At 69.7% G+C, this 23419-nt stretch carries 30 protein-coding genes; 12 read left to right on the forward strand and 18 right to left on the reverse strand.

Features of this window, described 5'->3' with window-relative positions:
- The first annotated feature begins 7 nt into the window (after nucleotides 1-7).
- Both OS889_RS11010 and bcp read left to right on the forward strand, forming a co-directional pair.
- Entirely contained in the window at nucleotides 8-1102 is a 1095-nt protein-coding gene (locus OS889_RS11010; protein ID WP_372389831.1) for a DNA replication complex subunit Gins51, read from the forward strand.
- A 58-nt stretch (nucleotides 1103-1160) separates the two neighbouring features.
- A complete protein-coding gene (gene bcp / locus OS889_RS11015) occupies nucleotides 1161-1634 on the forward strand; it encodes a thioredoxin-dependent thiol peroxidase (RefSeq protein WP_372389833.1) in 474 nt (157 codons plus the stop codon).
- 138 nt (nucleotides 1635-1772) lie between these two features.
- Here bcp and OS889_RS11020 read toward each other — a convergent pair whose 3' ends face one another.
- Together OS889_RS11020 and OS889_RS11025 are read right to left on the reverse strand one after the other, a co-directional pair.
- Nucleotides 1773-4034, reverse strand: a complete 2262-nt coding sequence (locus OS889_RS11020) for a CDC48 family AAA ATPase (RefSeq protein WP_372389834.1) — start codon at nucleotides 4032-4034, stop codon at nucleotides 1773-1775.
- The gene (locus tag OS889_RS11025) at nucleotides 4035-4283 is read right to left on the reverse strand and encodes an Hsp20/alpha crystallin family protein (protein WP_372389835.1); all 249 of its coding nucleotides are present in this window, start codon (nucleotides 4281-4283) and stop codon (nucleotides 4035-4037) included.
- 184 nt (nucleotides 4284-4467) lie between these two features.
- Here OS889_RS11025 and OS889_RS11030 point away from each other — a divergent pair, with 184 nt between their 5' ends.
- From OS889_RS11030 to OS889_RS11040, 3 genes are all read left to right on the forward strand, one after another.
- A complete protein-coding gene (locus OS889_RS11030) occupies nucleotides 4468-5247 on the forward strand; it encodes an alpha/beta fold hydrolase (RefSeq protein ID WP_372389837.1) in 780 nt (259 codons plus the stop codon).
- Between the two features lie 79 nt (nucleotides 5248-5326).
- Complete coding sequence (locus tag OS889_RS11035; protein WP_372389839.1) at nucleotides 5327-5605, forward strand: DUF5822 domain-containing protein; 279 nt, start codon at nucleotides 5327-5329, stop codon at nucleotides 5603-5605.
- Between the two features lie 56 nt (nucleotides 5606-5661).
- Nucleotides 5662-6510 (forward strand): eIF2B alpha/beta/delta subunit family protein, encoded by an 849-nt coding sequence (locus OS889_RS11040; protein ID WP_372389840.1) that lies wholly within the window; start codon nucleotides 5662-5664, stop codon nucleotides 6508-6510.
- On the opposite strand, the gene OS889_RS11045 is transcribed toward OS889_RS11040, so the two are convergent.
- The 3 genes from OS889_RS11045 to tmcA form a co-directional block, all read right to left on the reverse strand.
- Complete coding sequence (locus OS889_RS11045) at nucleotides 6511-7002, reverse strand: GNAT family N-acetyltransferase (protein ID WP_372389841.1); 492 nt, start codon at nucleotides 7000-7002, stop codon at nucleotides 6511-6513. It lies immediately after the preceding gene.
- A gap of 80 nt (nucleotides 7003-7082) precedes the next feature.
- Complete coding sequence (locus tag OS889_RS11050) at nucleotides 7083-7562, reverse strand: DUF456 family protein (protein ID WP_372389842.1); 480 nt, start codon at nucleotides 7560-7562, stop codon at nucleotides 7083-7085.
- A 60-nt stretch (nucleotides 7563-7622) separates the two neighbouring features.
- Nucleotides 7623-9965 carry a tRNA(Met) cytidine acetyltransferase TmcA gene (tmcA, locus tag OS889_RS11055; protein ID WP_372389843.1) on the reverse strand — a complete coding sequence of 781 codons (2343 nt, stop codon included), beginning with the start codon at nucleotides 9963-9965 and terminating at the stop codon, nucleotides 7623-7625.
- A 259-nt stretch (nucleotides 9966-10224) separates the two neighbouring features.
- Between tmcA and rpl7ae the strand changes: the two genes are divergently transcribed.
- The 5 genes from rpl7ae (at nucleotide 10225) to OS889_RS11080 (ending at nucleotide 11872) form a co-directional block, all read left to right on the forward strand.
- Entirely contained in the window at nucleotides 10225-10587 is a 363-nt protein-coding gene (gene rpl7ae, locus OS889_RS11060; protein ID WP_372389844.1) for a 50S ribosomal protein L7Ae, read from the forward strand.
- A 6-nt stretch (nucleotides 10588-10593) separates the two neighbouring features.
- Nucleotides 10594-10818, forward strand: a complete 225-nt coding sequence (locus tag OS889_RS11065; protein ID WP_049986948.1) for a 30S ribosomal protein S28e — start codon at nucleotides 10594-10596, stop codon at nucleotides 10816-10818.
- Nucleotide 10819: 1 nt separating this feature from the next.
- Nucleotides 10820-11005 carry a 50S ribosomal protein L24e gene (locus OS889_RS11070; protein ID WP_372389845.1) on the forward strand — a complete coding sequence of 62 codons (186 nt, stop codon included), beginning with the start codon at nucleotides 10820-10822 and terminating at the stop codon, nucleotides 11003-11005.
- Complete coding sequence (ndk, locus tag OS889_RS11075) at nucleotides 11002-11484, forward strand: nucleoside-diphosphate kinase (RefSeq protein WP_372389847.1); 483 nt, start codon at nucleotides 11002-11004, stop codon at nucleotides 11482-11484. The genes OS889_RS11070 and ndk overlap by 4 nt, the downstream gene beginning before the upstream one ends.
- 97 nt (nucleotides 11485-11581) lie before the next feature.
- Nucleotides 11582-11872 carry a DUF6199 family natural product biosynthesis protein gene (locus tag OS889_RS11080; protein ID WP_372389849.1) on the forward strand — a complete coding sequence of 97 codons (291 nt, stop codon included), beginning with the start codon at nucleotides 11582-11584 and terminating at the stop codon, nucleotides 11870-11872.
- Nucleotides 11873-11878: 6 nt separating this feature from the next.
- On the opposite strand, the gene OS889_RS11085 is transcribed toward OS889_RS11080, so the two are convergent.
- The 8 genes from OS889_RS11085 to OS889_RS11120 all read right to left on the reverse strand — a co-directional run bounded on the left by OS889_RS11085 (nucleotide 11879) and on the right by OS889_RS11120 (nucleotide 18231).
- A complete protein-coding gene (locus tag OS889_RS11085) occupies nucleotides 11879-12949 on the reverse strand; it encodes a methionine synthase (protein ID WP_372389850.1) in 1071 nt (356 codons plus the stop codon).
- Nucleotides 12949-13959: a 5-methyltetrahydropteroyltriglutamate--homocysteine methyltransferase gene (locus OS889_RS11090; protein ID WP_372389852.1), complete on the reverse strand. Its 1011-nt coding sequence runs from the start codon at nucleotides 13957-13959 to the stop codon at nucleotides 12949-12951. The genes OS889_RS11085 and OS889_RS11090 overlap by 1 nt, the downstream gene beginning before the upstream one ends.
- A 62-nt stretch (nucleotides 13960-14021) precedes the next feature.
- On the reverse strand, nucleotides 14022-14663 hold the full coding sequence (locus OS889_RS11095) for a HemK2/MTQ2 family protein methyltransferase (RefSeq protein ID WP_372389854.1): 642 nt from the start codon (nucleotides 14661-14663) through the stop codon (nucleotides 14022-14024).
- The gene (locus OS889_RS11100) at nucleotides 14660-15901 is read right to left on the reverse strand and encodes a mechanosensitive ion channel family protein (RefSeq protein WP_372389856.1); all 1242 of its coding nucleotides are present in this window, start codon (nucleotides 15899-15901) and stop codon (nucleotides 14660-14662) included. The genes OS889_RS11095 and OS889_RS11100 overlap by 4 nt, the downstream gene beginning before the upstream one ends.
- 10 nt (nucleotides 15902-15911) lie before the next feature.
- Nucleotides 15912-16772, reverse strand: coding sequence for a 16S ribosomal RNA methyltransferase A (locus tag OS889_RS11105; protein WP_372389858.1), 861 nt, complete (start codon nucleotides 16770-16772; stop codon nucleotides 15912-15914).
- Nucleotides 16773-16836: 64 nt separating this feature from the next.
- A complete protein-coding gene (locus OS889_RS11110) occupies nucleotides 16837-17478 on the reverse strand; it encodes a DUF655 domain-containing protein (protein WP_372389860.1) in 642 nt (213 codons plus the stop codon).
- 97 nt (nucleotides 17479-17575) lie between these two features.
- The gene (locus tag OS889_RS11115; protein WP_372389861.1) at nucleotides 17576-17932 is read right to left on the reverse strand and encodes an RNA polymerase Rpb4 family protein; all 357 of its coding nucleotides are present in this window, start codon (nucleotides 17930-17932) and stop codon (nucleotides 17576-17578) included.
- Between the two features lie 8 nt (nucleotides 17933-17940).
- Nucleotides 17941-18231 (reverse strand): 50S ribosomal protein L21e, encoded by a 291-nt coding sequence (locus OS889_RS11120; protein ID WP_372389862.1) that lies wholly within the window; start codon nucleotides 18229-18231, stop codon nucleotides 17941-17943.
- Nucleotides 18232-18380: 149 nt separating this feature from the next.
- On the opposite strand from OS889_RS11120, the gene OS889_RS11125 reads away from it, so the two are divergent.
- Nucleotides 18381-18656: a glycine zipper domain-containing protein gene (locus OS889_RS11125; protein WP_372389864.1), complete on the forward strand. Its 276-nt coding sequence runs from the start codon at nucleotides 18381-18383 to the stop codon at nucleotides 18654-18656.
- A gap of 114 nt (nucleotides 18657-18770) precedes the next feature.
- Here OS889_RS11125 and OS889_RS11130 read toward each other — a convergent pair whose 3' ends face one another.
- From OS889_RS11130 to OS889_RS11140, 3 genes are read right to left on the reverse strand one after another with little or no spacing between them, the layout of a single operon-like run.
- The gene (locus OS889_RS11130) at nucleotides 18771-19037 is read right to left on the reverse strand and encodes an elongation factor 1-beta (protein ID WP_372389866.1); all 267 of its coding nucleotides are present in this window, start codon (nucleotides 19035-19037) and stop codon (nucleotides 18771-18773) included.
- A 3-nt stretch (nucleotides 19038-19040) separates the two neighbouring features.
- Nucleotides 19041-19220 carry an HVO_2753 family zinc finger protein gene (locus OS889_RS11135; RefSeq protein WP_372389868.1) on the reverse strand — a complete coding sequence of 60 codons (180 nt, stop codon included), beginning with the start codon at nucleotides 19218-19220 and terminating at the stop codon, nucleotides 19041-19043.
- 45 nt (nucleotides 19221-19265) lie between these two features.
- Entirely contained in the window at nucleotides 19266-20525 is a 1260-nt protein-coding gene (locus tag OS889_RS11140; protein WP_372389870.1) for a tripartite tricarboxylate transporter permease, read from the reverse strand.
- Between the two features lie 116 nt (nucleotides 20526-20641).
- On the opposite strand from OS889_RS11140, the gene radB reads away from it, so the two are divergent.
- Nucleotides 20642-21337 (forward strand): DNA repair and recombination protein RadB, encoded by a 696-nt coding sequence (gene radB / locus OS889_RS11145; RefSeq protein ID WP_372389871.1) that lies wholly within the window; start codon nucleotides 20642-20644, stop codon nucleotides 21335-21337.
- 63 nt (nucleotides 21338-21400) lie between these two features.
- On the opposite strand, the gene OS889_RS11150 is transcribed toward radB, so the two are convergent.
- Both OS889_RS11150 and fer read right to left on the reverse strand, forming a co-directional pair.
- On the reverse strand, nucleotides 21401-22546 hold the full coding sequence (locus tag OS889_RS11150) for a CBS domain-containing protein (protein ID WP_372389872.1): 1146 nt from the start codon (nucleotides 22544-22546) through the stop codon (nucleotides 21401-21403).
- A 117-nt stretch (nucleotides 22547-22663) separates the two neighbouring features.
- Nucleotides 22664-23404: a ferredoxin Fer gene (gene fer / locus OS889_RS11155; protein WP_372389873.1), complete on the reverse strand. Its 741-nt coding sequence runs from the start codon at nucleotides 23402-23404 to the stop codon at nucleotides 22664-22666.
- Between the last annotated feature and the right edge of the window lie 15 nt (nucleotides 23405-23419).

A 23419-nucleotide genomic window follows, 5' to 3' on the forward strand; every position in this document is an offset into this window, starting at 1 on the left:
ACCGAGAATGGATCTAGACGAGCTGCGGAGCGTCCAGCGGACCGAGCGTCAGAAGGACAGCCTCCAGCACCTCCGCGACTCGTTCTACGAGGACGTCGCCGACTACATCGCCGACCGGAAGGCAGAGCGCAAGCGCCTCGCCCAGGATGCGGACGACCCGTTCTCGGACCCCGACGTGGGGCGGCTGACCGACGAGATCGAGACCGCAGAGGACGTCGTCGAGGCCATCTACGAGCGCCGCGTCGGCAAGGTCGTCAAGCTGGCGTCGTTCGCGGCCGCGGATATGAACGCCGACACCGGCGGCCTGACGGCCGAAGAGCGGAACCTCTTCGAGGACCTCGTGGCGCGGATCAAGGGGAACCGCGAGACCGTCCTCGACGTCCTCGCCGGCGAGGGAGGCTCGTCGGGGGAGTCGCCGGCGACGTCACCGTCGACGCCGTCGGAATCGGCCGCGGCCGGCGGCGCGGACCCCACGCCGGCCGACCCCTCGCGAGCGCCCGAATCGGAGCCCCAACAGAGCGCGTCGCCAGCGGCGGACGACGGCGCCTCAGCGTCCGACGGGACGCCGCCGACGCCGGACGACGTCCTCGCCGAGGCGATGGGCGGCGGCTCGGCCTCCGGCGAGGCCGCGTCCGCGGACCCGACCGAGAGCGAGGGGTCGGATCCGACGGTCCCCCCGGACGCCCCGCCCGATGCGGTCGCGGCGGACGCCCCGGTCGTCGGCGACGAGCAGAGCGACCAAGGCCCAAACCGAGAGCCGACGAACGGTGACGGCCGCGACGAGGCTTCCGACCCGCCGGGTGGACCGGAGGCCGTCCGCGACGGAGGCGTCGCCGCGGCCGCCGACTCGGGAGGGTCCGCGACCGACTCCGCTGGTGAGGCCGCCGGCGACGACGCGGCGGCCACTGCCGAGTCCGCGTCCGACTCCGACGCCCGAACCGGGGACACAGAGCGCGTGACGCTCAAGATCACAGAGGACGTGGGGCGGATCTTCGGCGTCGACGAGCGGGAGTACGACCTCGCCTCCGAGGACGTCGTCACCCTCCCGACGACCAACGCGGGGCCGCTCATAGAGCGGGACGCGGCCGAGCGACTGGAGTGAGTCGGCAACCCCCGCGGTCGAACGGTACGTTCAAGCGGCCGAGCGCGGAACCCCCACTGTGCTCGACCAAGGCGCCCCCGCACCGAACTTCGAGTTGCCCGACCAGTACGGCGAGCGCGCCTCGCTCGCGGACCACCGCGGCGAGTACGTCGTAGTCTACTTCTACCCCCGCGCCGACACGCCAGGGTGTACGACCGAGGCCTGCGGCTTCCGCGACGTCTACGACGAGTTCGAAGCGCGCGGCGTGACGGTGTTCGGCATCAGCGACGACCCCGTCTCTGACCTCGCGGACTTCGCCGACGACTACGACCTGCCGTTCCGACTGCTCTCCGACGAGGACGGCGCCGTCGCGAGCGCCTACGACTCCTACGGCGAGAAGAATATGTTCGGCAACACCTTCGACGGCGTGTTCCGGAACACCTACGTCGTCGATCCCGAGGGCGAGATCGCGCTCGCCTACGAGGGCGTCTCGCCCGAGGACCACGCCGTCGAGATCCTCGACGACCTGGCCGACCTCGGCGTCGAAGCCTGAGGCGATCGACACCGCGTTTCCGGTGAAAGAAACGGTAAACAATGGGTTAGTTTTTCAACCGTCTCGACCATCAGATTCGCGAAAAATCCGCGTTCAGTCCGGCGTGGAATCCGGGATCCGGAATCCGATCGGCGAGCGCTACTGGAACGTCCGGCTGACGCCGGCGTCGGGTTCGCGCTCGACCTCGTTCTTCTCGAAGCGGTCTTCGATCTCCTCGTAGCGCTCGCGGGTCTCGGCCGTGACGCTCGGGCCGACCTCGTCGAGCGCCCGCTCGAAGTGGTCCATCGTCACGCGGACGTTGCCGATCGAGTCGGCGACCTCCTCGCGGGAGACGCTGTTGATGAACTCCCGGCTGGCGGCCATCGAGGCCTCGCGGCAGACCGCCTCGATGTCGGCGCCGACGTAGCCTTCGGTCCGGCGGGCCAGCGAGTCGAGGTCGACGTCGTCGGCCAGCGGCTTGTGCTCGGTGTGGACCCGGAAGATGGCCCGGCGGGCCGCCTCGTCGGGGACGGGCACGTGGACGTGGCGGTCCAGCCGGCCCGGCCGCAGGAGCGCCGAGTCGATCAGGTCCGGGCGGTTCGTCGTCGCGACCACGACGACGTCCTCCAGGGTTTCGAGCCCGTCGAGTTCGGTGAGCAGCTGGGAGACGACGCGCTCGGAGACGCCCGAGTCGCCGGTGTTCGAGCCGCGCTCGGTCGCGATCGAGTCGATCTCGTCGAAGAACACCACGGTCGGGGCGTTCTCGCGGGCCTTCTTGAAGATCTCGCGGACGCCCTTCTCGGACTCGCCGACGTACTTATCGAGGAGTTCGGGGCCCTTCACCGAGATGAAGTTCGACTCGGACTCGTTGGCGACGGCCTTCGCGAGCAGGGTCTTCCCCGTGCCCGGCGGGCCGTACATCAGCACGCCCTTGGCGGACTGCATATCCATCGCCTCGAAGACCTCGGGGTAGTCGAGCGGCCACTGGATCGTCTCGCGGAGGCGCTCCTTCGTGTCTTCGAGGCCGCCGACGTCCTCCCAGGTGACGTCCGGCACCTCGACGAACACTTCGCGGAGTGCCGAGGGCTCGATGCCCTTGATGGCCTCCTTGAAGTCGTCCTTCGTGACCTCGATCGAGTCGAGCACGTCGGCGTCGATCTCGTCGGATTCGAGGTCGAGTTCGGGGCGGATCCGCCGCAGTGCGGTCATCGCGGCCTCCTTCGCGAGGCTCTCGATGTCGGCGCCGACGAAGCCGTGGGTGTTCTCGGCGTACTCGTCGAGGTCGACGCCCTCGCCGAGCGGCATGTTCCGCGTGTGGACCTGGAGGATCTCCTTTCTGCCGTCCCTGTCGGGCACGCCGATCTCGATCTCGCGGTCGAAGCGGCCGCCGCGCCGGAGCGCGGGGTCGATCGCGTCCACTCTGTTGGTCGCGCCGATGACGACGACCTCGCCGCGCTCGTCGAGGCCGTCCATCAGCGATAGCAGTTGGGCGACCACGCGCCGCTCGACGTCGCCGCCGGCCTCGCCGCGCTTGGGCGCGATCGAGTCGATCTCGTCGACGAAGACGATCGCCGGCGCCGACTCCTCGGCCTCCTCGAAGATCTCGCGGAGCTGTTCCTCCGATTCCCCGTAGTACTTCGACATGATCTCGGGACCCGAGATCGTGTGGAAGGAGGCGTCGATCTCGTTGGCGACGGCCTTCGCGATCAGGGTCTTCCCCGTGCCCGGCGGGCCGTGCAGGAGCACGCCCTTCGGCGGCTCGATGCCGAGCCGCTGGAACAGTTCGGGGTGCCGCATCGGGAGTTCGATCATCTCCCGCACCTGTTCGAGCTCCTGGTCGAGCCCGCCGATGTCCTCGTAGGTGACGTTCGGCGTGTCGCTCTCCTCGTCCGCGCCGGACTGGATCTCCTCGGCGGGCGTCTGGCTGATCGTCACCTCGGTCGAGTCGGTGACGACGACCGTGCCCTCGGGCTCGGTCGAGGCGACCTTCAGCGGGATCGGCTGATTCGACGCGGACATAAAGCCGAATCCGAAGGGGACGCGGATGTTTTGCCCCTGGGTGACCGGCTGGCCCGCGAGCTTGTCGCGGAGGTGCGCGCCGATGTTACCGCTGATCCGGAGGTTCTGCGGGAGCGCGACCGAGACGGACTTGGCCGGCTTGATGTCGGCCTTCTCGACCTCGACGCGGTCGTCGATGCCGACGTTCGCCTGCTGGCGGAGCCGGCCGTCGATCCGAATGACGCCGGAGCCCGTGTCCTCGGGGTAGCCGGGCCACACGCGGGCGATGGCGGTGCCTTCCTTGCCGTCGATTCGGATGTAGTCGCCGCCCTCCAGGCCCATCTCCTCTGCGGCCTGGCGGTCGATGGCCGCGAGCCCGCGGCCGGCGTCCTTCTGCTTGAGGGGCTTGACAGTGAGCTTCATCTATTTTTCACCCGTGATGGTGAGTACGCCGTTGTTCGTCGTGACCGATGCCTCGGGTCCGGGGAGTTCGAACTCCGCCTCGGAGACGTCGTCGTCGATCTCGGCCACGATGATCGCGGTGTCGCCGACGACGTCGACGTCGAGATCCTCGTCGGCGACGCCGAGGTCCGCGACGAGAACCCAGCTGTCGTCGTATTCGTACCGGCGGACGATCCGCTCGTCTCCACCGGCGAGTTGCGTGTTGCTCATCGTTGATTCCTAACTCAAGGTTAGTCGCTTAAGTATTTAAATCTGTCGCACACGAATCGCAGTACAGCGGTGGGTACTGCGATTGACCGGTCGAATTGCAGTTCGGGCCGAGACGTCGGTGGCGTCGGTCGATTCCGTTCAGTCGTTCGAGGCTTTATGACCCTGCCTCGCGAACCGACGCGGTATGGACACGGTCACACACCACGGTCGGGAGACGGCCTACCGGACGGTCGATCGGGGCGGGGCCGGGCCCGCCGTCCTGGCCGTCCACGGGAGCGGCGGCACCCACCGGGTCTGGACGCCGCAGTCGACGCTGGCCGACGAGTATCCGATCACCGCGCTCGACCTCAGCGGCCACGGCGAGAGCGACGACGTCGCCGCGGAGCCGGGCTACGAGACGCTCTCGGCGTACGTCGACGACGCGGTCGCCGTCGCCGAGGCCGTCGACGCCGACGTCATCCTCGGCAACTCCCTCGGCGGCGCCGTGGCGCTCCAGGCCGCCTTAGAGCGGGAGGTCGACCTCGACGGACTGCTCCTCACCGGGACCGGCGCGCGGCTCCCCGTCCTCGACGACGTGCTCCAGTGGGTCAAAGACGACTTCGACCGCGTGGTCGAGTTCTTCCACGAGCCCGATCACCTGTTTCACGACGCCAACGAGCGGACGCTCGAGCTCTCCCGGCGCGCCCTCCGCCAGACGGGGCGGGCCACGATGGAGCGGGACCTCCTGACCGCCCACGACTTCGACGTCCGCGACCGGCTGGGCGAGATCGCCGTTCCCGCGCTCGCCGCCGTCGGCGAATACGATCGCCTCACGCCGCCGCACTACCACGAGCGGCTCCGCAAGGACATCCCCGACTGCGAACTGCGGATCCTCGACGACGCGGCCCACCTCGCGATGCTGGAGCGACCGGACGCCTTCAACGACGCCGTCGCCGACTTTCTCGACCGACGCGTGGGAGACTAATCCGCCCGGCCGCGGCGATCGGAGCGTCGCAACGGCCCAAATCGGCACGCCTTTGCGCCCGCGCTCGAAGCCCGGAACCGTGCAGCCAGTCGAGACGTCCGACCCCGACGGGGTCGACTACGGGTGGGTGATGCAGACGACGTTCGTGCTCACCATCGTCGTGGGCGCGCCCGTGGTCGCCCTGCTCTCGCTTCGGACGCCGCTTCCGACCTGGGGCGCCCGCGTCGAGTTCGCGATCCGCGTCGGCGCCGTCGTCTGGATCGTCGTCGCGCTCGCGGTGTACGCGTACGCCCGCCGCTTCGACGCCGGCGACGGCGGCCGGGACCCCGACGAGATCGACGGCGACGAGGGCTCGTAGGGGCCACGGTCCGCCGCCGTCGGAAGGTCTTTCACCCGAGTCGTCCACGCTCAGGTATGATCGACGAGACCATCGCCGAGATCCGGGAGATGCAGACGCACAGTTCGTCGGTCGTCGCCGTCAAGGCGACCCAGGCGCTCTCGGAGCTCGCCGCCCGCGATCACGCGACCGTCGAGGAGTTCGAGCGCGACCTCGAACGGAACGCGAGCGCGCTCAAGCGGGCGAACCCCTCGCACGCCTCCCTGTTCAACGCGATGGAGACGGTGCTCGTGAACGTGGTCGACCGGAAAGACACCGTCGACGAGGCCAAGGAACTCCTCGACGAGGTCATCGACCGCGTCGTCGAGGACGTCCGCGAGGGGAAGTCCCGCGCGGCGCAGAAGGCGGTCTCCACCTTCGAGGACGGCGAGACGTTCCTCACTCACGACTACTCCTCGACCGTGCTGGAGGCCGTCGAGACGGCGGCCGGGGAGGGCCGCGACCTCACCGCCTACGTCACGGAGGCCCGCCCGCGGTTCCTCGGCCGCAAGACCGCCCGGCGGCTCGCGGCGGTGGACGGCATCGAACCGCACCTGCTCGTCGACGGCGCGGCCGGGTCGTTCCTCGGCGAGTGCGACCGCGTGATCGTGGGGATGGACTGCATCGTCCAGGACACCCTCTACAACCGCGTCGGCACGTATCCGATCGTCGCGACCGCGAACCACCTGGGCGTGCCGGTCACGGTCGTCGGCTCGGCGGCGAAGATCGTCGACGACGGCTTCGTCTTCGAGAACGAGTACCGATCGCCCGCGGAGGTCTCTCTGGAGCCGATCGAGGACGTCCTGATCGAGAACCCCGCCTACGACGCGACGCCGACGGACCTGATCGATCAGGTGATCACCGACAACGGCGTCCGCGAGCCCTGATCACTCGCCGACGACGGACCGCCGGAAGAAGTCGGCGAACCGCTCCCGCAGGGTCGCGCCGTCGCCCAGTCGAAGGTAGTACGCGTCGCCGCCGTCCTCGTAGTAGCCGGTGATCCGCCGCTGGATCTCGAAGCCGAGGTGCTCGTAGAAGGAGAGCGCGTCCTCGTTCGTCGCTCGCGCGTGACAGGAGATCGAATCGTGATCCTGGAGCGCGGCGGCGACGAGGCGCTTGCCGTAGCCCTCGCCGCGGCGCTCGGGCGCGACCGCGAGAAAGAGGATGTAGCCGTCGCGGCGGACCGACGCGAAGCCGACGAGGTCGTCCTCCTCGAAGAGCAGGTGGTCTTCCGCGCGCCGGTAGGCGTCGACGAAGAACGTCCGCCGCTGTTTGAGGACCCCCTCGCGCTCCCGGATCCGCTCTTTGAGGTCCCAGGCGGCCTCCGCGTACTCCGCGGATCCGGGTGCGTCCACCCTCGTCTCGACGTTGACGCTCACACTCCCGTATAGACCCACGACCGATATAATTCCACCGTCGGTTCGGAATCCTGCCGGAGCGTCGCCCCCGAGAGAGCCGATCAGAACGCGACCACGAGCGCGAGCGCGACGAGGACCGAGCCGGTCAGGAGGACCTGCGCGACCGTCGACGCGAGCACGCCCACCGTCGAGTAGAGCGCGATCCGGAGGCTCGCATCGGCGTCGGCGTGCTGGGCGAACTCGACCGCGAACACGGTCGCCGCGAGGCCGAACACGAAGCCGACGGGGCCGGCCACGAACAGGAGCACGACGCCGACGACGACCGCGGCCGCTGTCGTCGCGAGCGAGGCCCCGCCGGCCCGGGCGGCGATGGCGCCGCCGAAGTAGTCGACCGCCATCGTCAGGAGCCCGACGGCGACGAGGGCAATAACGACGGGGAGCGAGGGGTCCGCGTACCCCGTCGACCACCAGTACAGCGCCACCGCCGCGACGGAGAGCGCCCCGCCGGGCAAGAGCGGGAGCGCGGCGCCGACGACCGCGAACGCGGCGAGGCCGAGCGCGAGCCACGCGAAGAGGTCCATATCCGGGAGTCGTCGCCGGCGGAAATGAAGCCGGCGGCTCGGCGGCGTCCCCGTCGACGCCTACTCCTCGAACCGCGCTCGCTCTCGGCGGACGACATCGCGGCCGGCGCCGTAGCGGTCGACGAGCGTCCCGCACGCCGAGCCGAACGCGCGCATACACTGCCGCGTCGAGACGAAGCCCAGTTCGTCGGCGACGTCGCCCCAGGGACGGGTCTGCAGGACCTTGCGCACGAGCAGTCGCTCCTCGCGCGGCGTCAGTCCCACCTCCTCGCCACCGGAGTCTCCGCCCGCGGGCGCGCCGACGAGCGCCGCGAACGCCAGCCGTCGGAACGCGTCCGGCGCCGTCGCGTACTGGCCGGGCCCCGCGGCGGCGCCGACGACGACGCGCCACTCCCGATCGGAGAGCGTCGGCGGCTCCTCGGGCGGCGGACACGACGCCAGGGCGGCGCGGACCACGTCCGGGTCGGCGTCGCGGAGCTGGTCTGCGAGGATTCCCGGCGCGCGCCCGCGGAACCACCGCGCGTGTCGGTCCCGGAGCTTCCGTCCCGCCTCCGAGAGCGGATCGAGCATCAGCGCGGAGTACTCGCCGCTGGACTCGTTGCGCGTCGTCGAGAGGTGAACCGTCTCGAAGCCGTTGCGTTCCCAAAAGGAGCACAGTTCGGGCGTCGCGCCGTATCCCACCCCGAGGTAGTCGGCGGCGCCGTCGAACTCCGCGCGGATCTCGTCGAGGAGCCGCGACCCGAGCCCGCGGGATCGGGCGGCGTGATGGGTCGCGATCCGGACGACGCGGTAGCCGACCGGGACGCCTGCCGCCTCGTCCCGAAGCTGGCTCGTGAACACGTCAGGCAGCATATTCCCCCGGACCCGCTCGCCCTCGTACATCGCGCTCCGCGTCTCCGCGTCGAGCCCGCCCTCGCGCGCGAGCAGCGCGACGCTCACGACGTGGCCGTCGTATTCCAGCGCCCGCACGCGGAGGTTCGGCGCGTCGAGCAGCCGCGCGAGGTCGTCCGGCTCGGTCCGGTAGTGCGCCAGGACGAGCAGGCCGAACACCTCCCGGAGCAGCGATTCGTCCGCGGCGAGCTCGTCCGGCGTGAGCCGGCGGTAAGCGACCGACGACGGCTCGGCGTCGGCGACGGCCTCGTCGACCGGTGGGCGCGCGTCCAGAAGCAACGCACGAAAGGCCCAGGTCTCGACCGGATCGCCGGGCGCGTACCGGATCGGCTCCCGCATCGAGACGTCGGTCACGACGTGGGGCGCCTCGGTCAGGTCGTCGCGGAACCGCACCGAGAAGCCCCGACCGGCGCCCTCGTAGCCGTGGACGGTCGTGACGAAGGCGACGGCGTCGGCGTCCAAGAAGGCCGAGAGCAGCCGAACCGGAAGCGCAGCCGCTTCGTCGACGATCACGGCGTCGGGGGCCTCGGGGAGGTCGGCGGCCTCAGCGGGTGGGGAAAAGCGGACGCGACCGCCGCCGGTCGCGACGAGGGTCCCGTCCGCGTTCGCACCTTCATTTCCCTCTCCCGGCTCATCGAGCGCGCCAAGTGCGTCGAGAAGCTCCCGGGCGCGGGCGAAGACGTCGGCCGCGTTCCGCCGGTCCGGCGCCGTGACGAGGACGTCGCTCCCCGCGGCGGCGAGCGAGCCGGCCGCGAGCCCCGCGGCGCTGGACTTCCCGCGCCCGCGGTCGGCCTCGACGACGACCGCCTGCGGAGTCGCGATGTCGCCGTCGCTCTCTCCCGTGCCGTCCGGCCCCGCGAGCGCCTCCAGCGCGCGGACCGCCCGGCGCTGATCCGTCGTCAGACACGCTTCGTAGGCGGCCTGGGGGAACCGCCGCGAACTTTGACTGGAGGGCGTGATCGCCGTCGAGGAGCGACTCGCAGCGGCGGACACACCGGAGTCGTCGGGTCGCCGCACGACCGTCCCCGCGTCGACGTCGACGATCGCGACGCCCGGATGCGTTCGCAACGTCTCGACGAGCCGGCGGCGGAAGCGCCCGCCGACGTCGTCGACGCCGGACGGCGGGACTGCCAGCGACGCCTCGAAGTCGCCCGGCCGATCGGGCCACTCCTCCAGCGGCGGCGTCAGGAGCACGAACAGCCCGCCGCCGTCGACCGTCCCGACGAGGCGGCCGACGACGTTCGGCGAGAACGACTCGTGGGCGTCACAGATCACCGCGGTCCGGGTGGTCCCGAGGAGCTCGCGCGCGTGCTCCGGCGCGACGCGGTCGAACCGGAACCCGTCGCGGGCCGTGACGATCGTGACCTCGTCGTCGGGGACCTCAGCCCCCTCGACGGCGTCGAAAGCGGCGTCGATGCCGGCCTCGCGCGCGCCGGCGAGGACGAGCAGCCGGCGGTGGTTCGACTCGCGCGCCGCGTCGCGGAGGGCGGCGGCGAGGGCGGCGACGCTCATACCCGCGGAGAGACGGCGGTCGCGTAAGGGAATTGCGCTCGGCGCGGCCCACGGCCCGGGTGAGATTGGTGATCGGGCGGCGGGACCGGTGAATCCGCGTGTGGTCGCGTGACACGCCAGGGCGCCATTGAAAGCGCTTTTATGGGATCCCCAGCTACCGATGTGTACAGCCTGCCCGGGGTTGATGATACTCCCCGCCGTCAGGGAACCACCGTTTCCGGCGGGGCAGTCGAGCCCGCGAGCAGGAGAGGAACAAACCATGCCAGTCTACGTAGAATTCGACGTCCCAGCCGACCTCGCCGAGGACGCCCTCGAGGCCCTCGAGGTCGCCCGAGACACAGGAACCGTAAAGAAAGGAACCAACGAGACGACCAAAGCCGTCGAGCGCGGCACCGCCGAGCTCGTCTTCATCGCCGAGGACGTCTCGCCCGAAGAGATCGTGATGCACCTGCCCGAGCTCGCCGACGAGAAGGGCATCCCGTACGTCTTCATCGAGACCCAGGACGAGGTCGGCCAGGCCGCCGGCCTCGAAGTCGGCTCGGCCGCCGCCGCCATCGTCGACGCCGGCGACTCCGAGAGCCAGGTCGAAGACATCACGGCGAAGGTCGAGGAACTGCGGTAAGCCACGATGAGCGCAGAAGAGACCGCCAGCGACTCGACCTCCGCCGAGGTCATCGAGATCGTTGGCAAGACAGGGATGCACGGCGAGGCCATGCAGGTCAAGTGCCGCATTCGCGAGGGCTCGAACCAGGGCCGGATCATCACCCGGAACGTCCTGGGCCCCGTCCGCGAGGGTGACATCCTCCAGCTCCGCGAGACGCAGCGCGACGCCGACTCCATCGGAGGCCGATAAGATGGTCGAAACGCGCACCTGCGACTACACCGGCGAAGAGATCGAACCGGGCACGGGCACGATGCTCGTGAAGAACGACGGCACCATCCTCCACTTCAAGGACTCGAAGGCCGAGAAGAACTACCGCCTCGGCCGCGAGCCGCGCGATCTGGAGTGGACCGAAGCCGGCAGCGGGGACAGCGAATGAGCCACCACGACGAGCGCACCTTCGTGATGGTCAAGCCCGACGGCGTCCAGCGCGGGCTGATCGGCGAGATCGTCTCGCGCTTCGAAGAGCGCGGGCTGAAGCTCGTCGCCGGGAAGTTCATCCAGATCGACCAGGACCTCGCCCACGAGCACTACGGCGAACACGAGGACAAGCCGTTCTTCGACGACCTCGTCGAGTTCATCACCTCCGGACCGGTCTTCGCGATGGTCTGGGAGGGCGCCGACGCGACCCGTCAGGTCCGGTCGATGGTCGGCGAGACCGACCCCGCCGAGTCCGCCCCGGGCACGATCCGCGGCGACTACGGCCTCGACCTCGGTCGGAACGTCATCCACGCTTCCGACCACGAGGACGAGGGCGCCAACGAGCGCGAGATCGACCTCTTCTTCGACGACGAGGAGCTCCTCGACTACGAGCGGATCGACGAAGCCTGGCTGTACGAAGACGCCGGCGACCACTGAACGGTCACGACCGATCGGGTCCGCCGATCGCTTCTCCGATTTTTCGACCCCCGAGACCCATCGCTATCCTCTTTGGCGTGCGACGGGAACGCCGGGTATGCAGAAGACCTGTACGCGACTGCTGGCCGCATCGTCGCTCGTGTTCGGCCTCGCGGGCGCGCTCTTCCCGCGACGCGCCATCGACCTCGCCGGCCGGTTCGTGCTGGCGGGCTACGAGAACCCCGAAGACCTCGAACCCAGCGAGTGGTACGTCTCGGCGTGGCGGGCGCAGTCGGCGCTCTCCGCCCTGGCCGGAGCTGTCGTGCTGACGCTCGAATACGGACTCGACGGCGACGAGAACGGGGACGGAGACGCGGACGTCGGGGCCGAAGAGGCCGGCGCGGCGTAGCCCCTCCTACGGTCCGGGCTCGGGCGCGACGACGTCGATCTCGCCGGCGTCCAGTTCGGCCTCGACCTCGCGGGCGGCCGCCACCAGATTCTCCATCTTCTGGTAGGCGACCTCGCGGGGGAGCAGTTTGACGCCGCAGTCCGGCGAGACGGTGAGCCGCTCGGGCGGGACCACCTTCAGTCCCTCTTGGATGTTCGCCTTGATCTCTTCGACGGACTCGACCTCGGCGTCGTGGACGTCGACTACGCCCAGGGCGAGGTCGGGCTCGAAGTCCGGCTCCCGGAAGACCTCGATCTGCTCGTAGCCGTCGTTGCAGAGCTCGACGTCGAACTCGTCGATCGGGAAGTCGTTGATCTCGGGGTAGATCCGCGAGTAGTCGCCGTAGCAGACGTGCAGGCAGATCCGGACCTCGTCGGGGATGCCGTCGACGATCCGTTCGAGGGACTCGCCGACGATGGCGTGGTCGTCCGGCGTCGTCGCCAGCGCGGGCTCGTCGATCTGGACGTACCGCGCGCCGGCGTCGACGAGCTGTTCGACCTCCTCGTTCACCAGGTCCGCGAGGTCGTACGCCAGCGCGGCCTCGTCGTCGTAGGCCTCGTTGAACGACCAGCGCGCGAGGGTGTAGGGGCCCGTGATCGGCACTTTCACGGGCTTTTCCGCGACGTCCGAGGTGAACTCGAACTCGTCGACGAGCCACGGCTCGTCGTATTCGACCTCGGAGACGACCGAGGGCTTGTTGAAGTAGTTGTGGCCCCAGACCTTCACCGGGCCGTTGAACTCGTAGCCGGGGATCCGGTGGGCGAAGTACTCGACCATCTCTTCCCGCCGCATCTCGCCGTCGACGACGGTGTCGAGGCCGGCGCGTTCGTGCTCGCGGGTGATCACGCGCGCGGCGTCGTCGTGGGCTTCGCTCAGGTCCTCGTCGTCGAACTTCGCGTCGGGATCGTCGACGAGGTCGCGGACGCGATTGAGCCACGTCGGCTTGGGGTAGCTGCCGACGACGGTGGTGAGCAGGAAGTGCTCTGTGTCGTGGCCGTCAGGGCGGAACTGCTCGCGGTTGTCGGCGTCGCGGGCCATCAGGCCGTCACCTCCTGATCGAGGTCGGCGGCCGCAGCCAGCGCGCCGAGTTTCTCGCGGTACTTGTTCACGGGCAGGTAGAACGGCTCGGTGTTCGTCGAGAGGTAGACCGTCTCGAAGTCCGTCGCGGGCACCTGCTCGCGGAACCACGAGGCGCGCTCGCGCAGGGTCTCGCCGGACTCAACGAGCGTGTTCTGGCCGTCGGCGACGCCCAGCGCGACGTCCTCGGGACAGCCGTACTCGGAGGCGTTGTAGACGGTCTGCTCGCGGTCGTCGGCGACGAGATCGAGGCCGACCGCCGAGACGTCCGCGTCCAGGAGGTGCGCGTAGGTCTTCTCCGAGAGCGCGCCGAAGTAGGTGTGGACGACGACGTCGGCGTCGGTGGCCGCGGCGACGGTGTCGATCGCCTCGGGCACGTCCGGCGCGATGTCGTCGTCGGGCGGCGCGGCGACGAGCGAGGGATCGAGAAGGAAGAGCGTCTCGTGGTCGGGGAACGCCGCGACCTCGTCGGCGAGGAACTCCGCGACGGCGGCGAGGAACTCCGCCTCGTCGCCGTAGTGCTCGTCGGTCGCGAGGTCGGCGAGCGAGTAGGGGCCCGGCAGGACGGCCTGGAGCGGGGCGTCGCCGTCGAGGAGTTCCGTCGCCGCGTCCAGTTCCCCGGCCACGTCGCCGGAGGGCGTCAGCGCCTCGACGACGCGCGGGTCGCGGTAGAAGTTGTTGTTGTCGTAGTAGCGGACGATCCCGCCCGTGTCGACGCTGTCGTGGACCGCGAGCGGGTGCGCGAGCATATCGTCCCACCGGAGCTGGCCTTCGACGATCCGATCGAGGCCGGCGTCGCGCTGGTCGTCGACGGCGTCCGAGCGCGCGCGGTCGTACGCGTCGGCGATCTGTCCGGACTCGTCGCCGCCGATCAGGTCGCCCTTCTGATGCCCCTTGAGGTCTGCGAGCTCCGACTTCGCCCAGTCCGGGAGCGGGAACAGCCCGGGCGTCGTCGCGAGGAGTTCTGTCATCGCCCGTGGCTAAGAAATGCTGTTGCTTAATATTTGCTATGCACTAATATTTCTATTAGTAATTATCTGGCGTCGGACCGAAGCGCCACGACGGTGAGCGTCTCGAACGGATACGACTCCTCGACGACGACCTCGTGGGCGAACCCGCAATCGGCGGCGTGTTCGAGGACCTCGTCGTAGCCGGTGAGCGAACTGACGAGGAGCAAGACGACGCCGTCGGGTGCGAGCACTCGCCCGACAGAGTCCAGGAACGGATCGACCAGTTCGCGCCCGGACTCACCGCCCGAGAGCGCCCGCTCCATCCAGTCGTCCCACTCGTTGTCGGGGTCGGTCGGGAGGTACGGCGGATTGAACGCCACCGTGTCGAAGGCGCCGTCGGCGAACGGCTCGACGAGGCTGCCGCGGACGACCTCGAACGCGGGCGCTTCGCTCCCGTCGCCGTCGGAGACGGCGTCGACCGCTCGCGCGCGGGCCGCGCGGCAGGCGTGGGGATTGAGGTCGCTCGCGACGACGGCGTCCACCTCCGGGGCGTCGGTCGCGGCCCGCTCTGCGACCCAGCCGGAGCCGGTCCCGACTTCAAGCAGCCAGCCGCGACCCCGCTCGACGACCGCGGTGGCGAGCAGTCCCGAGTCCTCGGCAGGCTGGTAGACGTGGGTCTCGACGCCCCGGCTCTCGGCGAGGTCGCGGGCGGAGTCGTCGGTCACGAGGCCTCTCCGTCGGCCCCGTCGGTTTCGGACCGGTCCCCGCCGCTGTCCCCGCTGTCGGGATCGCCCCCGTCAGCGGCGGGCGGTTCGGCCGCGACCGACCCCTCCGGGGACGCGCCCTCGCCCGCGAGGACGAGGCCGCCGGCCTCCTCCCGGCCCGTCAGCTCGCGCTGCGGGAACGGGATCTTGATGCCCTCGTCTTCCAGCGCCTCCTTGACAGCGCCGATCACCGCCGTCTGGGAGCGCCACTTCCGCCGCGCGCTCGGATTGTCGATCCAGTACCGGACCCCGAGCACGACCGCGGAGTCGTCGAGCCGCTTGAGCACCACCTGGGGCGTGGGGACGTTCATCGGATCGTCGAGTCCCGAGACGGCCTGTTGGGCCACCTTCGCCGCGCGCTCCGGGTCGGCGTCGTAGTCGATGCCGACCTCGACCTCGATCCGGAGGCGACCCTTGCGGCTACGGTTCACGAGGCTCTCCGAGGAGACCACGTCGTTGGGGATCATCACGTACTCGCCGTCGAACGTCTGGATCCGGGTGTTGACGATCGTGATGTCGGTGACGATGCCCTCGTGGTCGCCGACCTGGATCCAGTCGCCGATCTCGAAGGGGCGGGAGAACATCAACACGAAGCCCGCGAGCAGGGCGCCGAGGGTCTGTCTCGCGGCCATCCCGACGACGATGCCCAGGAACCCCGCGCCGACGAGGATGCCGCCGATGTTGATCCGCCACAGCGACAGGACGATCACGAACGCCAGGAGGTAGAGGGACACCTGACCGACCCGGAAGGCGATCTCCCGCTCGTGCTCGCCGAGCGACGAGCGCGTCTGGGCGATCTCCTCGACGAGCTGTCGGATCAGGCCCGTCATCGTGTACGCGCCGATCAGGAAGAGCGCGGAGATGCCGATCCGGACGATCGTCTCGGGGCCGTAGTTGCTCCCGAAGACGCCCAGCAGTTCGTCCGAGAGCCCCCAGACCGCGACGATCCCGAGGCCGGCGACCGCGGCGACGATCATCGTGCCGATCGTGACGAGCACGTGCCAGGCGGTCGGCGGGAGCCGATCGGGCTCGACCGCGTGGATCCGCTCGGTCCGGGCCAAGAGTGCCATCACGATGACGCCGATCGCGAACGTAACCGCGATCCGGGCGGGCGTCGACGGGACGAGCTGCGAGACGCTCGCGAGCGCGTCGCCCACGCCGCCGGCGGACGTCTGGGTCGTCTGGATGGGGAGACTCACGGGGAGCACCTCAGCGGCCGTGCTCGTCTGCGATCTCGGCCAGTCTGGCGAACGTCTCGGGCGCGAGCGAGCCCGCGCGCTTGCGGAGCAGATCCGGGTCCTCGGCCTCGACCGCCTCGACGACGGCCTCCGGCTCCGAGAGTCCAGAGATGTGCGCCGTGTTCCGGATGCCGTTGCGGATCGTCTTCCGCCGCTGGGTGAAAAGCGCCTTCACGAAGTCGAAGAAGAACGCCTCGTCGTCGACCGCGTAGTCCGGCGCGCGTGGCGTGAGGCGGACGACCGCGCTCTCGACGGCCGGCGCGGGGTCGAACGCGTCCGGGGGGACGATCTCGACCACCTCGACCGCGGCGTAGTGTTGGGCGCTCACAGAGAGCCGGCCGTAGTTGTCGGTGCCAGGCTCGGCCGCCATCCGCTCGCCGAACTCCCGCTGGAACATCAACACGAGCGGGCGCCCCTCCGGCAGGAGTCGGAAGGCGATCTCCGAGGAGATGCCGTACGGGAGGTTCGAGACGCAGGCCGAAAACGCCGGGAGATCGACCGACAGCGCGTCGCCTTCGAGCACCGTCAGGCGGTCGGAATCGACCTCGGAGGCGAACTCCTCCCGGAGGAACGCCGCGAGGTCGGGGTCGCGCTCGATCACCGTCACCGCGTCGGCGACGGCGAGCAGCCGGTCGGTGAGCGCGCCCGTGCCGCCCCCGATTTCGAGGAGGTGCGTCGTGTCGGCATCCTCGGGGAGGTACGTCGGGATCCGATCGAGGACCCGGTCGTCGACCAGGAAGTGCTGGTCGCGGTCGGGGTCGCCGCGGATCCCGGCCCGCCGACGGAGGTCGTCGGGGTCGCGGAAGGCGGCGTCGGGCGTCGTATCAGTCATCGGTGTGGGTTGCGCGCGGGAGCGGGTAAACGTCTCGGCTCGGTGTGTGGTGCCTGCCGTCGGACTACTGCTCGCGGCCGACGAACGTCTTGTACTTCAGGTCGTCGTCGCGGAGCTCTTCCATTATTCGCTCCGTGAGCACCTCTCGGGGGTTGTGGAGCCCGGAGACGCGGTCTTCGAGGTCCTCGAAGCTCTCGAAGGGCCCCCGCTTGCGCTGGTCGAGGATGTTGTTCCGGAGCTTCTTGCCGATCCCCGGGAGCAGATTCAGCTGGTGGAGCCGGAGCGTGATCGGCTGGGCGTCGTTGTAGAAGTCGACGAACCGCTGTTCGTTCGCGTCGATGATCTCTTCGACGGCGTACTCCAGTTCCGCGTTCGCGTTGTTCGAGAGGTCGTCGTAGTCGACCTGCTTGAAGCCCGAGACGACGTCGCGGGCCTCGGTGGGCCCGATCACGACGCGGTCGCCGATCGAGATGTCGGCGTCGTCCGAAAGCGTCAGTTCGAAGAGGCGGAAGTCCCGCTCGCCGAGGGCGTACGCCAGCGGCGACTTCCGGTGTCGCGGACGGTCGTCGTCCGCTCGCCCGTGCGGGAGGTGATCGAGGATGACCGCATAGCGTGCCTCAACGGCCTCGGACTCGTCCGCCGCGTCGGCGGCGCTTTCGTCCGACTCCGTCGGGGCGTCGGGACTCCCGCCTTCGGTCGTAGTCATACACAGACCTATGCCTACGGATTATTTAAAAAGTGGGCCGACGGAGCCGACAGCCGCGCCGCGACGGGGAAACCCCGACGGGTGGCGGCGCGGGCCGTCAGACGTACTTCGCGACGACGTTCAGGATGTCGTCCAGTTCGTCGCCGTCGAGGGCGTACCGCTCCTGGGCGTACACGGCCCGGAGCTCGTCCCGGCTCTGTGGCAGCAGATCCGCGATCTTGATCGCGGTCTCCGGATCGACCTTCTCCTGTTCGAGGAGCTCCTCGACGAGGTCCCTGGACTCCTCGGGATCGAGGTGGGCGAACCGATTGACGTGCTCGATCGCCCGCGCGAGCTCGTAGCGCAGCTCGCGCTCCTCGTCGGCGGCGCGCTCGGCCTCGACGTCCTCGAGGAGCACCTTGACCTCAGAGACGGTCAGGTACTCCTCGTCGACCTTCTCTTTGAAGATGGTCATCGCGTGCGCTACTCCTGCGCGCGCAGGTGGGCCGGACGGGTGATGAGCGTCTTTTCGGTGCCGCCGTCGACGATCCGAACCTTGAACGCTCGGCCCTGCTTCCCGACGACTTCGCCGGTGTGACCGTTGAATCGGGGGTGGAAGCGACCTTCCTGCACGCTCGGGTCGATCTTCAGGTGGACCTTCTGACCCTCGTCGTACTCGGCGATGGCGCGCTGCGGCGGCGACGTCCCGCGGTTTCGGGGCTTGTTCGAGAGCTTTCCTCGCGTCCCGTGGAGTGGACCGTTGGAACTCGGCATAGTCGTTGGAACCCCCTACTTCCGACGCGGTTATAAAACGCACGTTCCAGTTCCGCCGGCCGCGACCCGCGCGAGCCACCGACGCCGCGGCCGCCGGAGGCCGATCGATCTCGACAAAATCTAAACCACGGGGTGTCGTACGGCCGAGTATGGCACAAGAATACGCATCCGGGGGACAGCTTCCCGACGACGTTGAGGTCGAGGGCGCACTCGCGGGCGACGGCGGCTCGGCACACGGAGACTCCAGTTCCCGGCTCGAACAGTTCGGGCTGGGGGTCGCAGCGAGCATTATGCTCGGCGGCGTCGTGGGGGTCGCCGCCGCCTCGGCGCTCGAAGGGAGCGCCGTCGCGCTCATCGTCGCGATCGGACTCGGCTTCCTCTTTTCGCCCCTCGTCGGGCTCCTCACCCTCCGCCGCGCCGAATAGTCGGTCCCTCGCACCGCTCTCGGCTCGGACGCGACCCGGAATCGACGCGACAGGTGCAGCCGCGGCTGGCGGACGTTCCGGGCGGGAGAAAACGGAGCGGAGCGCGCCGAAAACTCAGATGCGGCCGACGTTTTCGACCGAGACGCTCTCGACGCCGTCGACGTCGGCGAAGGCCTCTTCGACGGCCTCGGTGCCGCCGGCGTCGTCGGGGACGATCACCGTCGGGAGGAGCGCGACCAGGCCGAACGCGACGTCGTCACGCTCGAAGCCGTTGATCTTCGCGCCCTCGGGCAGTGACTGTTCGAGCCGCTCTTGGAGCTCGTCGAGGTCGATTTCGGGGCTGTTCGGCATTACCTTGATCTTGGCTGCGACTTTTCCCATCGTTCAGGGTCCCATGAACCCGCAGTCGGGGCACTCGTAGAGGTTGCTCTGCTTTCGGCACTTTGCACACCGCGAGATCTCGTGGCCGCACTCCGGGCAGTCGAACGTCGCCGCGCTCATCCCGGAGATGTTGATGCCACAGGACACGCACTGTCGGGCGTGTCGCTGTTCGGACTGGCTCATACGCTATCTGACCCTCCCGCGACTTTTAACGGTTGTCTTTCCCGGTCACCCCAGCAGTATCGGGCCGAACAACACCCCCATCAGGTGGACGCGACGGGCGCCGACGCGGGGCGGCAAGAGCCCGACCAGCGCGGCGAGGCAGAACACGGCTCCGCCCAGCACCCCGGCGAATCCCACGGCGAGCGCACCCAGGAGAGCGAGCACGGCGAGCGCGAGGGGCCGACGCGGGAGCCGGCGGACGGCGCCGAGGTACCACTCGCCGACCGTCACGAGCAGGCCGATCCCGGCGCCGGCCGCGAGCACGAGCACGGCGAGCGCGCCCGCCAGGGACCACGGATCGAGCGTCGTCCCGACGCCGACGCCGCTCCCGAGGGATTCGAGTGCCACGGTCACGCCGCTCCGGGGTGCGCCCAGAACCAGGAGCGACGCGACCGCGAAGACCGCCGTGGCCGTGTCGGCGCCGCTCGTGGCCACGACGTAGGCCCGATCGGAGCCGCGGCCCGCCGGGCCGCTGCCGCCCGCACCGCCGAGCGCCAGCACCGCCGCGACGCCCGCGGAGACGCCCGGGAGGTAGCCGACGAGCGCGCCGCCGCCGGCGCCGGAGCACGCGGCCCGGAGGGTCGCCGCCGGCGACAGCCCGAGTTCGGTACCCTCCTGCGGCGGGATCTCGCCCCGGGCGGCCAGCGCATCGAGCAGCACGGGCGCGCCGAACAGGCCGCCGAAGAGCGGGGCGAGCATCGACGCCGCGTCGGGCGGGGCCAGCGGCCCCGACGCCGGGAGATCGAGCGTCAGGAGACCGAGCGCCGTCGCGGTCGCGAGACAGAGCAGGCCCCCGACGCGGGCGCGCCGGGTCGGCTCGGCGAGGATCAAAAGCGCCGCGACGAGCGCAAGCAGGAGCGGGAGCGCCGAGAGTAACAGTCCCCGCCCAGCGGCGATGGCGAGCGAGAGCGGGATCGCGGCGAGGACGGCGACGACGAGCGCGACGCCGCTGCCGAGCGCCGACAGGCGGATGGCTTCCCGTCCGCGACCCGCGACCACGAGCCGATGCCCCGGCAGGGCGCCCGGGGCGGTCGCGGCGTCCGGAACGCCCAGGACGAGCCCGGGGACGATAGAGAGGAACGTGTGGACGACGCCGGCCGAGAGCACCGCGGCGGCGACGGCGGCTGGCGGGCCGTCGATCCCCGGCGCGAGGCCGGCGAGGAGGAACGCGACGCTGTTGACGTGGAGCCCGGGGACGAGTCCCGTGATCGTCCCGAGGGCCACGCCGAGCAGGGCGTACGCGAGCGGCGTCGTCGGCGATACCATCGGCGGGAGTGGGCCCGTCCCGGTATTTGAACCCTCGCGGCGAGACGGCGCACTCCACCATTCTATCCCTTCCCCGGATCGGGGGGTTTTTCGCCGGAGCCGCCCGAGAAGGGGCCGTGTCCGACGCACTCACCACGGGGTGTCGCGCGCTCGACGGGCTCTTGGGGGGCGGTTTCGAGCGCGGCACCGTCACGCAGCTCTACGGCCCGCCCGCGGCCGGCAAGACGAACGTCGCGCTCTCGGCGGCGGTCCGGGTCGCGGGCGCGGGCGATCGCGCGGTATACATCGACACGGAGGGGCTCTCGATCGATCGCTTCCGCCAGCTCGCCGACGCCGTCGCGGGCGACGACGCGACGGTCGAGGAGATCACCTCGCGGCTCATCGTCTCCGAGGCCCACGACTTCGAAGAGCAGGAGCAGGCCGTCCGCGACGCCGAGGAGTTCGCCGAGCGCGCCGAACTGATCGTCCTCGACAGCGCGACGGGCTTCTACCGGCTGGAGCGAACCGCCGACGGCGAGGCCGGCGAGTCGCTCCGCCGGGTCGCACGGCAGGTCACCCACCTGCTCTCGCTGGCGCGGAAGCACGACCTCGCGGTCGTCGTCACGAACCAGGTCTTCACCGACCCCGACACCGACCGCGCGCGGCCGCTCGGCGGCCACACGCTCGAACACTGGACGGGCGCGGTCGTACGCTTGGAGCGGTTCCGCGGTGGAAACCGCCGCGCGACGCTCGAGAAACACCGAGCGAAGCCCGCCGGCGAGTCGGTGACCTTCGAGATCACGGACGAGGGGCTGGCAGCGACCGAGGTCTGACGGGGTCGAAAGCGAAGACGGAACCGGGAGACGAGAAGGAGCGAAAGCGAAGCGCCGACCCGATTACAGTTCGCCGAGCTTCCGGATGAGCTGGCCGCGGTACTTCTCGTCGGCGTTGAGGCCCTTCAGTTCGAGGACGTTGCGTTCGAGCTTGTCGAGCGCGACGTGGAAGGCGTGTTCGGCGCCGTAGCCCTCGCCGCTGCCCGCGACCTGGCCGTGGCTGGTCCGCAGGCGGATCTGACACTGGATCAGCGGCGTGCCGCGGAGCTTCTCCTTGTGCTCGTGGAAGCGCACGTGCGCGTGAAGCACCTGCATCTGCTGGTACTTGTCGACGACCGTCGTGATCTCCTCGACGATCTCCTCGCGGGAGAGCGTCTCCAGCAGCCGGACGTTGGTGATCTGAACGTCCATGCTCTCCTCTTCGGTGAAGGTCAGCGCGCGCAGGATGTCCGTCTTGGTGACGATCCCCTTGACCTCCTCGCCGCTCTCGGTCGGGGTCACGACGAGCCCGGAGAGGTCGTTCTCGAACATCCGCTCGACCGCGATGTCGACGGTCTCGGCGGGGCGCGCGGTGACCACCGGCGAGGACATCAGGTCGTAGACGGGGAGATCGAGCATCCGGTCGAGGTCGCCGCGCCGGTCGCCCCGGCCCTGGCGGTTGTCGTCGCGGACGACGAACTCGACGAGGTCGTGGGTGGTTATTATCCCGGTGAGCTTGCCGGAGTCCTCGTTGATGACGGGGAGCCGCGAGATACCGTGCTCGCGGAGTCGGTTGATCGCCTGGCCGACGTGGGACTTCTCGCCGACAGTGACGACGTCCTCGGAGTAGATGTCCTCGACGGAGATCGCATCGAGACTGTCGATGACGGCGTCGAGGATCGCGTCGCTGGTGACGACGCCGTAGAGCTTCGAGCCCTCGTAGACGGGCGCGATCTTCACGTCGCCCTCGACGAGCATCCGCGCGGTCTCGCGGACGTCCTCGTGGCGGTCGACGCGCGGTGCGGACTTCATCACGACGGAGGCCTTCGTGTCGTCTTCCATCCGGGAGCGCACGAGCTGCTTTTCGCCGATCACGCCGGCGTACTCGCCGTCTTCGGTGACGACGATCCCCCGCGGGTTCTCGCGCTCGAAGATCGCGCGGATCTTCCCCAGGCGCTTGTCGGCGTCGACTTCAACGAAATCAGGAGTGGCAATATCAGTAATATCCATAATGGAGTAGCCTCCGCCTGATCGTAGGCCGCCTGCCGCCTTGAAACTTCGTCCCGTTCTCACCGCGCTGGCAGCGGCGAACGCGCCGGGAGTGTTATTTTCCCGACAAAATAGGCGTCAGTCGTCGGCTCTGGCGCTCTCGAACTGCTCGGCCGGGAGGCGGAGTTCGGCCAGTCCGGGCAGGTGTTCGATGTTGAACACGACCTTCAGATCGTCGGTGACGGGCTCGCCGATGCAGGACAGGCGGACGCCGCGCTCTTTCATCTCGTCTGTGAGGACCGTGCTCACGGGCATCTCCACCTCGCCCTCGACGACGGCGACGGCGCAGTTCGCGCACGCGCCGCCGCGGCAGGCGTAGGGCCACGCGAAGCCGTAGCGCTCGGCGGCTTCGAGCAGCGTCTCCCGCTCTTCGACGACGAGGATCCCGTGGCTGTCGACCGGGAGGTCCGCGGCCTCGGCCTTCTCGAAGAGGTCCTCGTCGGTCAGTTCCCAGCCCCGCGCCTGGGCGACCTCGTAGTCGAGGTACTCGACGGTCGGGCCGAGCGTCTCCTCGTCTTCCGCGCCCTCGTCTTCGTCCGATTCGTTCGCCGCATCCGCCCGCCCGTTGCCTCGGCCGCGTCCGCCCTCCCGGCCGTCCCCCGAGCGACCCCCTACCCCGTCTCCGGTCGCGTCGCTCTCGAAGGTCGAGGGATCGCGTCCGGCCGAGATGTGCTCGTAAGCCCGTCGGACGCGCTTGAACTCCGCCAGCGACCCGCCGTGGTCCGGGTGGGCCTCCTTCACCCGCTCCCGGTACGCCCGGACGACGTCGTCCTCGTCGGCGTCGGCGTCGATCCCGAGTACGTCGTACGGCGACTCCACGGGGGCCTTTGGGAG

It is taken from the genome of Halobellus sp. MBLA0158 (assembly GCF_041477585.1).
Classification (GTDB): Archaea; Halobacteriota; Halobacteria; order Halobacteriales; family Haloferacaceae; genus Haloquadratum; species Haloquadratum rubicundus.

Bases quoted from the DNA above. Each gene is read 5' to 3' on its own strand.
- OS889_RS11010 (WP_372389831.1), top strand. From the start codon at position 8: ATGGATCTAGACGAGCTGCGGAGCGTCCAGCGGACCGAGCGTCAGAAG.
- OS889_RS11020 (WP_372389834.1), bottom strand. From the start codon at position 4,034: ATGAAGCTCACTGTCAAGCCCCTCAAGCAGAAGGACGCCGGCCGCGGG.
- OS889_RS11025 (WP_372389835.1), bottom strand. From the start codon at position 4,283: ATGAGCAACACGCAACTCGCCGGTGGAGACGAGCGGATCGTCCGCCGG.
- OS889_RS11030 (WP_372389837.1), top strand. From the start codon at position 4,468: ATGGACACGGTCACACACCACGGTCGGGAGACGGCCTACCGGACGGTC.
- OS889_RS11040 (WP_372389840.1), top strand. From the start codon at position 5,662: ATGATCGACGAGACCATCGCCGAGATCCGGGAGATGCAGACGCACAGT.
- OS889_RS11050 (WP_372389842.1), bottom strand. From the start codon at position 7,562: ATGGACCTCTTCGCGTGGCTCGCGCTCGGCCTCGCCGCGTTCGCGGTC.
- tmcA (WP_372389843.1), bottom strand. From the start codon at position 9,965: ATGAGCGTCGCCGCCCTCGCCGCCGCCCTCCGCGACGCGGCGCGCGAG.
- rpl7ae (WP_372389844.1), top strand. From the start codon at position 10,225: ATGCCAGTCTACGTAGAATTCGACGTCCCAGCCGACCTCGCCGAGGAC.
- OS889_RS11065 (WP_049986948.1), top strand. From the start codon at position 10,594: ATGAGCGCAGAAGAGACCGCCAGCGACTCGACCTCCGCCGAGGTCATC.
- OS889_RS11070 (WP_372389845.1), top strand. From the start codon at position 10,820: ATGGTCGAAACGCGCACCTGCGACTACACCGGCGAAGAGATCGAACCG.
- ndk (WP_372389847.1), top strand. From the start codon at position 11,002: ATGAGCCACCACGACGAGCGCACCTTCGTGATGGTCAAGCCCGACGGC.
- OS889_RS11080 (WP_372389849.1), top strand. From the start codon at position 11,582: ATGCAGAAGACCTGTACGCGACTGCTGGCCGCATCGTCGCTCGTGTTC.
- OS889_RS11085 (WP_372389850.1), bottom strand. From the start codon at position 12,949: ATGGCCCGCGACGCCGACAACCGCGAGCAGTTCCGCCCTGACGGCCAC.
- OS889_RS11090 (WP_372389852.1), bottom strand. From the start codon at position 13,959: ATGACAGAACTCCTCGCGACGACGCCCGGGCTGTTCCCGCTCCCGGAC.
- OS889_RS11105 (WP_372389858.1), bottom strand. From the start codon at position 16,772: ATGACTGATACGACGCCCGACGCCGCCTTCCGCGACCCCGACGACCTC.
- OS889_RS11110 (WP_372389860.1), bottom strand. From the start codon at position 17,478: ATGACTACGACCGAAGGCGGGAGTCCCGACGCCCCGACGGAGTCGGAC.
- OS889_RS11115 (WP_372389861.1), bottom strand. From the start codon at position 17,932: ATGACCATCTTCAAAGAGAAGGTCGACGAGGAGTACCTGACCGTCTCT.
- OS889_RS11120 (WP_372389862.1), bottom strand. From the start codon at position 18,231: ATGCCGAGTTCCAACGGTCCACTCCACGGGACGCGAGGAAAGCTCTCG.
- OS889_RS11125 (WP_372389864.1), top strand. From the start codon at position 18,381: ATGGCACAAGAATACGCATCCGGGGGACAGCTTCCCGACGACGTTGAG.
- OS889_RS11130 (WP_372389866.1), bottom strand. From the start codon at position 19,037: ATGGGAAAAGTCGCAGCCAAGATCAAGGTAATGCCGAACAGCCCCGAA.
- OS889_RS11135 (WP_372389868.1), bottom strand. From the start codon at position 19,220: ATGAGCCAGTCCGAACAGCGACACGCCCGACAGTGCGTGTCCTGTGGC.
- OS889_RS11140 (WP_372389870.1), bottom strand. From the start codon at position 20,525: ATGGTATCGCCGACGACGCCGCTCGCGTACGCCCTGCTCGGCGTGGCC.
- OS889_RS11150 (WP_372389872.1), bottom strand. From the start codon at position 22,546: ATGGATATTACTGATATTGCCACTCCTGATTTCGTTGAAGTCGACGCC.